This is a genomic window from Intrasporangium sp. (assembly GCF_051961875.1).
In the GTDB taxonomy this organism is placed as follows: Bacteria; Actinomycetota; Actinomycetes; order Actinomycetales; family Dermatophilaceae; genus Intrasporangium_A.
Map to the genome: position 1 here is coordinate 1 of NZ_JBQCCV010000302.1, position 11,922 is coordinate 11,922.

At 68.8% G+C, this 11,922-nt stretch carries 12 protein-coding genes and 2 tRNA genes; 11 read left to right on the plus strand and 3 right to left on the minus strand.

Annotation, left to right across the window (positions count from 1 at the left end):
• Positions 1-120: 120 nt before the first annotated feature.
• The 5 genes from ACTHJJ_RS18545 to fabF all read left to right on the plus strand — a co-directional run bounded on the left by ACTHJJ_RS18545 (position 121) and on the right by fabF (position 5,036).
• A complete protein-coding gene (locus ACTHJJ_RS18545; protein ID WP_440304427.1) occupies positions 121-1,272 on the plus strand; it encodes a PucR family transcriptional regulator in 1,152 nt (383 codons plus the stop codon).
• Positions 1,273-1,317: 45 nt separating this feature from the next.
• Positions 1,318-2,259: an ACP S-malonyltransferase gene (locus tag ACTHJJ_RS18550; RefSeq protein ID WP_440304428.1), complete on the plus strand. Its 942-nt coding sequence runs from the start codon at positions 1,318-1,320 to the stop codon at positions 2,257-2,259.
• A gap of 68 nt (positions 2,260-2,327) precedes the next feature.
• The gene (locus tag ACTHJJ_RS18555; RefSeq protein WP_440304435.1) at positions 2,328-3,377 is read left to right on the plus strand and encodes a beta-ketoacyl-ACP synthase III; all 1,050 of its coding nucleotides are present in this window, start codon (positions 2,328-2,330) and stop codon (positions 3,375-3,377) included.
• Positions 3,378-3,455: 78 nt separating this feature from the next.
• Entirely contained in the window at positions 3,456-3,704 is a 249-nt protein-coding gene (locus ACTHJJ_RS18560) for an acyl carrier protein (protein WP_034720490.1), read from the plus strand.
• An 84-nt stretch (positions 3,705-3,788) separates the two neighbouring features.
• Complete coding sequence (gene fabF / locus ACTHJJ_RS18565; protein WP_440304429.1) at positions 3,789-5,036, plus strand: beta-ketoacyl-ACP synthase II; 1,248 nt, start codon at positions 3,789-3,791, stop codon at positions 5,034-5,036.
• Between the two features lie 126 nt (positions 5,037-5,162).
• Here the strand turns inward: fabF and ACTHJJ_RS18570 are convergent, their stop codons facing one another.
• On the minus strand, positions 5,163-5,666 hold the full coding sequence (locus ACTHJJ_RS18570) for a DUF3145 domain-containing protein (protein WP_440304436.1): 504 nt from the start codon (positions 5,664-5,666) through the stop codon (positions 5,163-5,165).
• A 183-nt stretch (positions 5,667-5,849) separates the two neighbouring features.
• Complete coding sequence (locus ACTHJJ_RS18575) at positions 5,850-6,200, minus strand: non-heme iron oxygenase ferredoxin subunit (protein WP_440304430.1); 351 nt, start codon at positions 6,198-6,200, stop codon at positions 5,850-5,852.
• Positions 6,201-6,311: 111 nt separating this feature from the next.
• On the opposite strand from ACTHJJ_RS18575, the gene ACTHJJ_RS18580 reads away from it, so the two are divergent.
• From ACTHJJ_RS18580 to ACTHJJ_RS18605, 6 genes are all read left to right on the plus strand, one after another.
• Positions 6,312-6,388 (plus strand) — tRNA-Ile (locus ACTHJJ_RS18580).
• 293 nt (positions 6,389-6,681) lie between these two features.
• Positions 6,682-8,037 (plus strand): M23 family metallopeptidase, encoded by a 1,356-nt coding sequence (locus ACTHJJ_RS18585; RefSeq protein WP_440304431.1) that lies wholly within the window; start codon positions 6,682-6,684, stop codon positions 8,035-8,037.
• Positions 8,038-8,125: 88 nt separating this feature from the next.
• On the plus strand, positions 8,126-8,902 hold the full coding sequence (locus ACTHJJ_RS18590; protein WP_440304437.1) for an amino acid ABC transporter ATP-binding protein: 777 nt from the start codon (positions 8,126-8,128) through the stop codon (positions 8,900-8,902).
• A gap of 60 nt (positions 8,903-8,962) precedes the next feature.
• On the plus strand, positions 8,963-9,775 hold the full coding sequence (locus ACTHJJ_RS18595) for a glutamate ABC transporter substrate-binding protein (protein WP_440304432.1): 813 nt from the start codon (positions 8,963-8,965) through the stop codon (positions 9,773-9,775).
• Positions 9,776-9,888: 113 nt separating this feature from the next.
• Complete coding sequence (locus ACTHJJ_RS18600) at positions 9,889-10,554, plus strand: amino acid ABC transporter permease (RefSeq protein ID WP_440304433.1); 666 nt, start codon at positions 9,889-9,891, stop codon at positions 10,552-10,554.
• On the plus strand, positions 10,551-11,456 hold the full coding sequence (locus ACTHJJ_RS18605) for an amino acid ABC transporter permease (RefSeq protein ID WP_440304434.1): 906 nt from the start codon (positions 10,551-10,553) through the stop codon (positions 11,454-11,456). Before ACTHJJ_RS18600 ends, ACTHJJ_RS18605 begins: the two co-directional genes overlap by 4 nt.
• Before the next feature lie 187 nt (positions 11,457-11,643).
• Here the strand turns inward: ACTHJJ_RS18605 and ACTHJJ_RS18610 are convergent.
• Positions 11,644-11,719: transfer RNA gene (locus tag ACTHJJ_RS18610), tRNA-Asn, on the minus strand.
• Between the last annotated feature and the right edge of the window lie 203 nt (positions 11,720-11,922).

Here is an 11,922-nt window from a genome sequence, read left to right on the forward strand (position 1 = left end):
AATAAAAAGTAGAATTTGTATGACCGTGTGATCTATCAACGGCGTACTTCACCTACACCGGCGCCGGCGCGCGCCGTCGACCGGAGCACCAGCGTCCTGGCCTTAGCCGCCACCCGCCGCATGGAGGAGCACTCCTGGTACCGGCGCCTCACGGCCGAGGAGCGTTCGTGGGTCGGGCTCGTCGTCGAGGCGGGCATCTCGGAGTTCATCACCTGGTTCCGCAACCACGGCGACGTGGCGCCGTCGGCCGACCTCATCTTCGGCAACGCTCCGCAGGAGCTGACCCGGTCGGTCAGCCTGCGCCAGACCATCGACCTCATCCGCACGGTGGTCGACGTCGTCGAGTCCCACGTCGAGGAACTCGCCGAGCCGGGTGACGAGGCGCTGCTGCGCGAGTCGGTCCTGCTCTTCTCGCGCGAGATCGCGTTCGAGGCGGCCGAGATCTACGCCGGTGCCGCCGAGGCGCGCGGTGCATGGGACGCGCGGCTCGAGGCCCTGGTCGTCGACGCCGTGCTCCGCGGCGAGGCCGACGCGTCGATGCAGTCCCGGGCGACCGCCCTGGGGTGGGGCAGCGTCGCCCACGTCACGTTCGTCGTGGGAACGGCGCCCGTCTCCGAGACCGGGCCCGCCGCCGCCATCGACTCGATCCGGCGGGCCGTGCGCCGGGAGGGTGTCGAGGCGCTCGTGATCGTCCAGCGCAACCAGCTCATCGTCATCCTCGGCGGCACCGAGCGACCGGTTCCCCTCATGGCTGCCGTCGCCGATCACTTCGGGGAGGGGCACATCGTCATCGGGCCCACCGTGCCCCACCTGTTCGCGGCCGGGCGCTCGGCCCGGGCGGCGATGAGCGGGCTCGCCGCCGCCCCCGCCTGGACCGCCGCGCCGCGGATCGTCGAGGCGGACGCCCTGCTGCCCGAGCGCGCGCTGGCCGGGGACGAGCGGGCACGACGCACGCTCATCGCCCGGGTCCACCGGCCCCTGGTGCAGGGCACCCACGGGCCGCTGCTCCAGACCGCGGAGGCCTACCTCGAGCAGGGCGACTCGCTGGAGGCCACCGCGCGGAGCCTGTTCGTGCACCCCAACACCGTGCGTTACCGGCTCGGCCGGATCTGCGAGCTGATCGGCTATGACCTCGCCGCGCCGCGGGAGGCCTGGGCGGTCCGCATCGCCCTGACCCTCGGCAAGCTCGCGACCCCCGAGGCCCCCGCACCCAGGTTCATGCGGCCACGCCCTTTGGAGGAAACCTCCAAGGGACAATCGGCGGATTGGTGAGATTCGGAGGCGTCATGTCCGCTCGGATTCGGGAATGCTAGAAGCGTGCTAGCCATCGTCTGCCCTGGACAGGGCTCCCAGACCCCCGGTTTCCTCACGCCGTGGCTCGAGCTGCCCGGCGCGCGTGACCACCTGACCCGGCTCGGCGATGCCGCTCAGCTCGACCTCGTCGAGCACGGCACGACCTCCGACGCCGACGCGATCAAGGACACGGCGGTGGCGCAGCCACTCATCGTGGGAGCCGGCCTCGTCTCCCTTCGTGCCCTGCTCGACCAGCACTCCATCGACGTCGTCGACGTGTGGGCCGGCCACTCCGTCGGTGAGATCACCGCGGCAGCCGCGGCCGGTGTCCTGCCCGAGGAGCGGGCGATGGACTTCGTGCGGGAGCGCGGTCGAGGCATGGCAGCGGCCAGTGGGCTGACCCCGACCGGCATGTCGGCCGTCCTTGGCGGTGACCAGGACGAGGTCCTCGCGACGATCGAGCGTCATGGCCTCACCCCGGCCAACGTCAACGGCGGCGGACAGATCGTCGCGGCCGGCACCCTCGAGCAGCTGGCCGCCCTCGCGGCTGACCCTCCGGCGAAGGCTCGGATCATCCCGCTCCAGGTGGCCGGTGCCTTCCACACGTCACACATGGCCCCCGCCGTCGAAGGGCTGGCGCAGCTGGCGACCACCCTGACGCCGGCGGACCCGCAGGGCAAGCTCCTCTCCAACGCGGACGGCGAGGTCGTCACGAACGGCACCGACGTCCTGAAGCGACTCGTGGGCCAGGTCAGCAACCCGGTCCGCTGGGACCTCTGCATGCAGACGATGCTGGACCTCGGCGTCACCGCGCTGATCGAGGTCTCCCCCGCCGGCACCCTCGTCGGGCTGGCGAAGCGCGCCATGAAGGGCGTCCCAGCCGTGGCGCTCAAGACCCCCGACGACCTGGATGCCGCCCGCGACCTCATCCGCGAGCACGCCGGCACCTCCAACCCCACCGACTGAGAAGGCACCTCGTGAGCAGCTCCGCTACAGCGCCCGCCCCCAAGGGCACCGGCACCCTCCTGTCCCCGATGCCGACCCGCCACTCGCGGATCATGGGTGTCGGGGCGTACCGGCCGGCCCGAGTCGTCCCCAACGCCGAGATCGTCGACCAGATCAGTTCGAGCGACGAGTGGATCCGGGAGCGATCCGGGATCGTCAGCCGCCACTGGGCGGCGCCCGACGAGAGCGTCATCGACATGGCCGAGATTGCGGCCCGGCAGGCGATGGAGCACGCGGGCGTGACGCCTGAGCAGATCGGCTTCGTCCTCATGGCGACCGTGACCCACCCGTACCAGACCCCGGCGGCCGCGCCCGAGCTCGCGGCCCGGCTCGGCTCCACCGCCCCCGCGATGGACATCTCCGCCGCGTGCGCCGGCTATTGCTACGGCGTCGCCGTCGGCAGCGACATGGTGCGCAGCGGCTCCGCCGATCACGTCCTCGTCATCGGCGTCGAGAAGCTGTCGGACTTCACCGACCCGTATGACCGGTCGACCGCGTTCATCTTCGGCGACGGCGCTGGCGCCTGCGTCATCGGCCCCTCGGACATCCCGGGCATCGGCCCGACGATCTGGGGCTCCGAGGGCACGCAGCGTGACACGATCAGCCAGACGCAGCCGTGGACCGACATCCGCAAGAACTTCCGCGGCCGGACCATGGAGGAGGCGGCGGGCGGTCCTCCGCTGGAGGAGGCCGGCGAGCCGGAGGTCACCGAGGCGCCGCAATGGCCGTCGCTGGGCATGGCGGGCCAGGCCGTCTTCCGGTGGGCGGTCTGGGGCATGGCGCCCGTGGCCCAGAAGGCCATCGACGCCGCCGGCATCACGGCCGACGACCTCGACGCCTTCATCCCTCACCAGGCCAACATCCGGATCATTGACGCGATGATCAAGCAGCTGAAGCTGCCGCCGGACATTCCCGTCGCACGGGACATCGTGACCACGGCCAACACCTCGGCTGCGTCGATCCCGATCGCGACGACCCGCATGCTCGCCGAGAAGGAGATCCCGAGCGGCGGCCTCGCGCTGCAGATCGGCTTCGGTGCCGGTCTCGTCTACGCTGCGCAGGTCATCGTCCTTCCCTGACGACATCCGATCTCCCGCTGGTCCCGCGGGTAATCGGGACCGAGGTAGCACCCGCCACCCAACACAAGGAGCAGACAGATGGCACAGTCCGAGCAGGAGATCCTCGAGGGTCTCGCCGAGATCGTCAACGAGGAGACCGGTCTCGACACCGACCAGGTCGAGCTCGACAAGTCCTTCACCGACGACCTCGACATCGACTCCCTCTCGATGATGACGATCGTGGTCAACGCCGAGGAAAAGTTCGGCGTGCGCATCCCGGACGACGAGGTCAAGAACCTCAAGACCGTCCGCGACGCGGTCAACTTCATCTCGAACGCCCAGGGCTGAAGACCTCCGGCGTGCCCGGCCCGCGAGGCGGGGCCGGACACGTCCCTCCCCCTACACCCTTCTTCGACAGAGGAGCACCTCATCATGACGTCCACTCGCGACCAGCGCGTCGTGGTCACTGGGCTCGGAGCCACGACCCCGGTCGGCGGCACCGTCCCCGAGACCTGGGACGCCATCCTCGCCGGACGCTCCGGCGCCCGCACCATGGACTACGACTGGGTGGCCAAGTACGAGCTGCCGGTCCACTTCGCGGCCACCATCCACACGCCGCCGAGCGAGGTGCTCGCCAAGGTCGAGACCCGGCGCCTCGATCCTTCGAGCCAGTACGCCCTCATCGCGGCCCGCGAGGCGTGGCAGGATGCCGGCGCCCCTGAGATCGACCCCGAGCGGCTCGGCACCGCGATCGGTTCCGGCATCGGTGGTGTCTGGACCCTGCTCGACCAGTGGGACGTCCTCAAGGAGAAGGGCCCGCGCCGCGTCTACCCGCTGGCGGTGCCGATGCTCATGCCGAACGGCCCCTCCGCGGCGGTATCCCTCGAGATCGGCGCCCGCGCCGGGTCGCACACCGCTGTCAGCGCGTGCTCGTCCGGCGCCGAGAGCATGGGCCTCGCCATCGAGATGATCCGCTCCGGCCGGGCCGACGTCGTCGTCGCCGGCGGCACGGAGGCGGCCGTCCACCCGATGCCGATCGCCGGTTTCGCCGCGATGCAGGCGCTCTCGACCCGCAACGACGCCCCCGAGAAGGCCTCCCGGCCGTACGACGTCGGCCGTGACGGCTTCGTCCTCGGCGAGGGCGCGGCGGTCGTCGTCCTCGAGTCGGAGGAGCACGCCAAGGCGCGCGGCGCCAGGATCTACGCCGAGCTCGCGAGCGTCGGCATGTCCGCGGACGCGCATCACATCACCGCGCCCGAGCCTGAGGGCTCCGGCGCCGCCCGGGCCATGCGGTTCGCCGTCGACAACGCCGGCGCCTCCCTCGAGGACGTCGTCCACATCAACGCGCACGCCACATCGACCCCGGTCGGTGACATCGCCGAGTACAACGCGATCCGCCGCGCCTTCGGTGAGCGCACCGACGAGATCGCGATCACGGCGACGAAGTCGATGACCGGCCACCTGCTCGGTGCCGCCGGTGCCCTCGAAGCCGTCATCACGGTCCTCAGCCTGCACAACCGGGTCATCCCGGCCACCATCAACCTCGAGGACCAGGACCCCGCGATCCCCCTCGATGTCGTGACCCAGAACCGGAAGCTGCCGGACGGAGACCTGCTCGCCCTCAACAACTCTTTCGGCTTCGGCGGCCACAACGTCGCGCTCGCGATCCGCACCTACTGAGCGGACGCGAAGGCCGGCTGAACGGCCTACGAACTGAGCGGTATATATGGTGAAGGCCCGGACGCACGAACCGTCCGGGCCTTCACCGTGCCACCCGCCCTGCTGGAGGACCGGGCGGGTGGAGCCTCAGCCGACCTTGTGCAGCCAGCGCACCGGCGCGCCGTCACCCGCGTAGCGGAACGGCTCGAGCTCGTCGTCCCACGGCGCACCGAGGAGCAGGTCGATCTCGTCCTGCAGGCCCTCGGGGTCGCCGACGTTGCGGGCGATCGCCTCACGCAGCCGGTCCTCGTTGACCACGACGTCCCCGGAGACCGACGTCCAGGCATGGTGGATCCCGAGGGTCGGGGTGTAGGACCACCGGGAGCCGTCCGAGACCGCGGTCGCCTCCTCGGTCACCTCGAAGCGCAGGCCCTGCCAGCCCCGCAGCGCACTCGCGAGCTCGGCCCCGGTGCCGACCGGCCCGCTCCACGACAGCTCGGTGCGGACCATCCGCGGCGCGGCGGGCTGGTCGATCCAGTCGAAGCTCACCGGGTGCTCGAGCACCGCCTCGACGGCCCAACCGATGTGGGGACACAGCGCGGCTGGGGTGCCGTGTACGAACAGGACCCCACGCGTCATGGTGCGCGACATCACGGCAGACATCCGAAACCTCCTCCAGTGCAAGGGACGTCTTCCCCAACGACCTTGCGCTGTCAGGCCGGCTGTGCCGGGTCGTGCTTCTTTGTGTCGAGTTGTATGTCACTCAGCCCGCTTGCGCGGGCCGGTGCCCATTGTGCCCCATCTGGAACAATCGCACCAGAGGTTCGTTCGGATTCAGTCGAGCGCGCTCTCGGCAGGCACTCCCGGGAAGATGTAGATCTCGCCGTCGCGGATCTCGAGCTTGTGGGTGCGGACCGGCTCCGTCGCCGGCAGGCACATCGGTCGCCCGTTGCTGAGGCAGAACCGCGAGGAGTGCAGCGGGCACTCGACCTCACCGGCCTCGATCCAGCCGTCCGCGAGAGAGGCCTCCTCGTGCGAGCACGTGTCATCCATGCAGTAGTACGTGCCGTCGTCGTCCCGGAAGAGCGAGATCGGTTCGTCCGTGCCGGTCAGCTCCAGGGGCAGGACGAGCGCCTCCCCTGGCTCGACATCGTCGATCGCGGCGGCCCGGATGCCCTCGGTCATGGTGCTCCTCGTCGTGGTGGCGGTCGCCCCGAGCGTACCGAGCGCGACTGACCGTCCCGACGGCGGATAGACTCCCCCGGCGGCCTCCGGACGAGCACGACGCGGCCGCCCGGGGCAGTAGCTCAGCCGGTTAGAGCAGCGGACTCATAATCCGTCGGTCCAGGGTTCAAGCCCCTGCTGCCCCACCACTGACCTGTATGACTCCGCCTGATGCTTGACGTCTGGGCTTCGGCTGATGCTTGACAGCTACTTCGGCTGATCCTGGCCCCATCTGCCTCATTGGTCACGACCTCCCCGACTCGGCCCCGCACGCGGACCTCGGTGCCTATCGTGGGGAGGAGTTGGGAAGCGGTCGACTGGGAGGGCCGGCCGCAACCCCGCGTTTTGCCAGAGTCGACTGCTACACGTCCCGTGGGGGGTGGCCTTGCGTATCAAGGACATGGGGGGATCGGAGCGCGAGACTCGTGTGCTGACCGTCCACGTGAGTCGCCGAATCACCTCGCTGCTGGCCCTCCTGCTCGTTGTCGCGATGCTGCCCTTCCTCAGCGGCAGCGGCGCAACTCCCGATGAACGGGTGGTTTTGGCCGCGGGTGCCCACGGGTCAGCCCTCACTCCAGGGGAGCCCGGGGCGGCCGGCGATGCCAGCAGCAACGCCGCCGGCGGCGGACGGGCCCCGGGCCTGCAGGCCGCGGGTGCATCGGCCGCCGTGGTCCAGGAGCTTGAGCAGCTCGCCGGCGACGACCTGTTCCTCTTTCCCTCGCTCGCGCTCGCGGCCAGCCAGCCCGTCAGCAGCCTGTCGGCGACAGCGGGGCTGAGCTGGCCTCTGCAGGGGCCGGTCACGTCGGGCTTCGGCCCTCGCATCCACCCGCTGCTCGGGCGGCCGATGTTCCACACCGGGATCGACCTCGGAGCCGCCTGCGGCACTCCCATCCATGCCGCTGCCGACGGCCAGGTCGTGTATGCCGCCATCACCCCGTCCTGGGGTCGCCGGGTGATCATCCGGCACAGCACGAGCCTGGAGACCGGTTACGCCCACATGTCACAGTTCCTGGTGCAACAGGGCGACGTCGTCAGGCGCGGTCAGGTGATCGGTCTCGTCGGTACGACCGGTTGGTCCACGGGCTGCCACCTGCACTTCGACGTCATCCTCGACGGCAACTACGTCGATCCGGCCCCCTACCTCGGGCTGCCGGCCACCTCTACCTCGGAGGTGCCCTTCCAGGTCGCCCCACAGGTCGAGGCCGGCGCTCCCGGAGCCCTGCCGACCCCGGCTGAGGACGGCGATGTGCCCATCTCGGCGGCCGTGCCGTCCCCGGCAGCCAGCTCCAGCAGCTCCGGCGCGATACGCAGCCATCAGCCCCCGATGCCACCGCGCCCGACCCGCATCGTCCGGACCACTTCCAAGCCCAGCGGCCCGTCCTCGACGACCGACCCGGTGCCGTCACCGAGCGCCAGCACTACGGAACCGCCCACTACGTCGACCTCCCCACCCGTGACGGCGACCGGCTCGACAACTCCCGCACCCAAGCCGGACGGGAGCCCGACCTCCAGCACCACCTCGGCCACGGGTGCGTCGGTGACATCGTCACCGACGGACAGCCCGACGGACAGCTCCTCGTGTGGCTGCTCGACCACCACGGAGAGCGAGCCGCCCACAACAACATCGACCACAACTGACAGCACGACGGCCACCACGACGGCCACCGCTAGCCCGACCCAGTGCACGGCGTCGACCTGTCCGACGGCGACGGCCATCGCGACCGGCAGGGCAGCGGCAACGGTCGAGACGACGACACAGGCACTCCTCGCGAGCGGCACCGCGACCAGCCAGCACTGACCTCACGATTCGGGTACATAGGGGGTTGAGACTCGCCCCGATGGCTGCCACCCGATAGGTTGCGCGAATGGACGATTCCACCCCGGCCATGGCGCCTGATCCCACACGTGACGCTGCCCGGACCTCGCGCGAGCCGATCGTCGTCGTGGACAACGTCAACAAGCACTTCGGTGATCTGCACGTCCTCAAGGACATCAACCTCACCGTCGGCAAGGGCGACGTCGTCGTCGTGCTTGGTCCGTCCGGCTCCGGCAAGTCGACCCTGTGCCGCACCATCAACCGCCTCGAGACGTTCGAGTCCGGGCAGATCCTCATCGACGGCCAGCCGCTGCCGGAGGAGGGCAAGGCGCTCGCACAGCTTCGCGCGGATGTCGGCATGGTCTTCCAGTCCTTCAACCTGTTCGCCCACAAGACCATCCTCCAGAACGTCACGCTCGGGCCGATCAAGGCCCGCGGGCAGAACAAGGCCGCTGCCGAGCAGCGCGCCCTCGAGCTGCTCGAGCGGGTCGGTGTGGCGCAGCAGAAGGACAAGTACCCGGCCCAGCTCTCCGGCGGGCAGCAGCAGCGCGTCGCCATCGCCCGCTCCCTCGCGATGGACCCGAAGGTCATGCTCTTCGACGAGCCGACCTCCGCTCTCGACCCCGAGATGATCAACGAGGTCCTCGACGTCATGACCAGCCTGGCCAAGTCCGGCATGACGATGATCGTCGTGACCCACGAGATGGGCTTCGCGCGCCGAGCCGCGGACCGCGTCGTCTTCATGGCCGACGGGGAGATCGTCGAACAGAACACTCCCGAGGAGTTCTTCAACAACGCCCAGTCCAACCGGGCCAAGGACTTCCTCAGCAAGATCCTCACGCACTGATCAGTCGCCGATGCGGCGGCGATGGCCGCCCCGGCACCTACAGGAGAGGGAACAACCCACATGAAGTTCACCCGCATCGCCGTCGCCGCCGTCGCGTCGGCCGCCGCCCTTGGCCTCGCCGCCTGTGGTGGCGGCAGTGGCAGCGGCTCAGGCAACACGGTCAAGGTCGGCATCAAGTTCGACCAGCCGGGCCTCGGCCTCAAGGAGGGCTCGAAGTACTCCGGCTTCGACGTCGACGTCGCCAACTACGTCGCCAAGGAGCTCGGCGTCACACCGCAGTTCGTCGAGGCGGTCTCGTCCCAGCGCGAGACACTCATCTCGACGGGCCAGGTGAAGTACATCGTCGGCACCTACTCGATCACCGACAAGCGCAAGAAGGACGTGTCCTTCGCCGGACCGTACTTCGTCGCCGGCCAGGACCTGCTCGTGCGCGCCGACGACTCGTCGATCACCGGCCCGGACAGCCTCAAGAACAAGAAGCTGTGCTCGGTCAAGGGCTCGACCTCGGCCACCAACCTGCAGCAGAAGGTGCCCGGCGTCAACCTGCAGGAGTACAACACCTACAGCCTCTGCGTCGACGCCCTCAAGGCAGGCAACGTCGATGCGCTGACGACCGACGACACGATCCTCGCAGGCTACGCGGCCCAGGCGCAGAACCAGGGCAAGCTCAAGCTCGTCGGCAACAAGTTCTCGACGGAGAACTACGGCGTGGGCCTCAAGAAGGGCGACCAAGAGTTCTGCAACAAGGTCACCGAGGCTCTCAAGAAGTTCATCTCGTCCGGCGAATGGGAGAAGTCGGTCAAGAAGAATCTCGGCCCCGCGAACTACACCCCGGGCCCGGGCAACCCGCCCACCCCGTCCTGCCAGATCTGAGCCACACGTGAGGTATGCCGCTCAGCGCGCCGAGCTGAGCGGCATACCTCCCGCTCCGATCGGGCCCGAGCCCGCTCCGCCTCCCCACCCTCGTATCCCGAGGAGGACCGCACATGGGTGAACTGTTCGCCCAGTACAACATCTTCGCCGCCTTCGGCCTGAACATCCTGCTGACGATCTTCGCCGCCATCGGATCTCTCATCCTCGGCACCATCGTCGCCATCATGCGGGTCTGTCCCGTCGGCGTGTTCCAACGCGCTGGCGCCTTCTACGTCAACACCTTCCGCAACACCCCGCTGACGCTGCTCATCATCGCCGCGAACATCGTCATGATCGTCAACCTCGGTTTCAGCTTCAGCGAGGACATCGCGCGCGACAACATCATCTGGGCGATCATCGCGCTGTCGTTCTACCACGGGGCCTTCGTGTGCGAGGCGCTCCGGAGCGGGGTCAACACCGTGCCCGTCGGTCAGGCGGAGGCGGCGCGTTCGATCGGCCTGACGTTCGGGCAGAGCCTCAGGGAGGTCATCCTCCCCCAGGCGTTCCGCGGCGCCATCACCCCGCTCGGGAACACCCTGATCGCGCTGACGAAGAACACGACGGTCGCCACCGCCATCGGCGTGGCCGAGATCAGCGGCCTGATGAAGCAGATGATCGAGTTCCGCTCCGACCTGCTGCTGCCGATCTTCCTCATCGTCGCCATCGGCTTCGTGATCCTGACCCTTCCGGTCGGCGTCCTCACCACCTACCTGTCGAACCGTCTGGCGGTGAAGCGATGAGCTCCTCGGTCCTCTTCGATGCACCTGGTCCCAAGGCCCGTGCTCGCCATCTCGCCCTGACCGGCGTGGGCGTCGTGCTCATCCTGGCGTTCCTTGCCTTCGCGCTCTGGAAGCTCGGCGAGAAGGGCAACCTCGCCGGCGAGATGTGGAGCCCGTTCCTCACCGGGGAGATCTGGTTCGACTACCTCATCCCGGGCCTGATCAAGACAATCGAGGCGGCCGCTCTCTCAGTGGTCCTGGCGAGCATCTTCGGCGTCGTGTTCGGGCTGGGACGGCTGTCGCACAACGGCGTCGTCCGCTGGATCTCCACGGTCGTCGTCGAGTTCTTCCGCTCGGTGCCGGTACTGATCATGATGATCGCCGCGTTCTACCTCTACGCCAACAACAACGTGTTCACCAGCGACATCAACCCGTTCGCCGCCGTCGTCACCGGACTGACGTTGTACAACGGGTCCGTCGTCGCCGAGCTGATCCGCTCCGGCATCGGCAGCCTCCCGAAGGGCCAGGCGGAGGCTGGTCTGTCGATCGGTCTGACCAGGGGGCAGACGCTTCGGAGCATCCAGCTGCCACAGGCCATCACGGCAATGCTGCCCGCGCTCGTCAGCCAACTCGTCGTCGTCCTCAAGGACACGGCGCTCGGGCAGATCATCACCTATCCCGAGCTCCTCACCACGTACTCCCAGATCGGGTCGTACAAGGGCAACATCGTCCCGTCGATGATCGTCATCGCGATCATTTTCATCGTCATCAACTATGCGCTCAGCCGGATCGCCGGCTATGTCGAGCGGCGGCTTCGCGCTCGAGGGCGCGCGACGATCGCGGGCGCCAGGGTCGGCACGGACGCCACCGCCGACGTCGAGTCAACCGCACCCGACGACACCCAGACGCCCGCTCGGTACTGAGACGGACTCGTCCCTCGCCGCAACACACCGGCGTGTCGACAACGCACCGGGTTCCGAACCGGGTGCGTTGTCTGTTCCCCGGTGTGTTGTGCAGCCAGAGGCGCATGGGCGGCGTCGGCCGACTCGGCACTCCCGCACCCCGGGAACGCGTGAAGGGCGGCCCCATCGGGACCGCCCTTCACCTGGCTGGCTCCCCCGGTTGGACTCGAACCAACAACCTGCCGGTTAACAGCCGGCTGCTCTGCCAGTTGAGCTACAGGGGATCGCTGCCGGGCAACCATAGCAAAGGAATCGGCCGAGCATTAAATCGGCTCACGAGCCACTTCCGCCCATCTCCCCACGCCTCTGGACGACCCCGGAACGGAGCCCTCAGAGACCGGGAACGGAGCGTCAACGACCCACCTCGGAACGCAGGACGCGCAGCCGCTTCTCGGCCTCGGCCCGCACCTCCGGGTCGCCGAGGTCG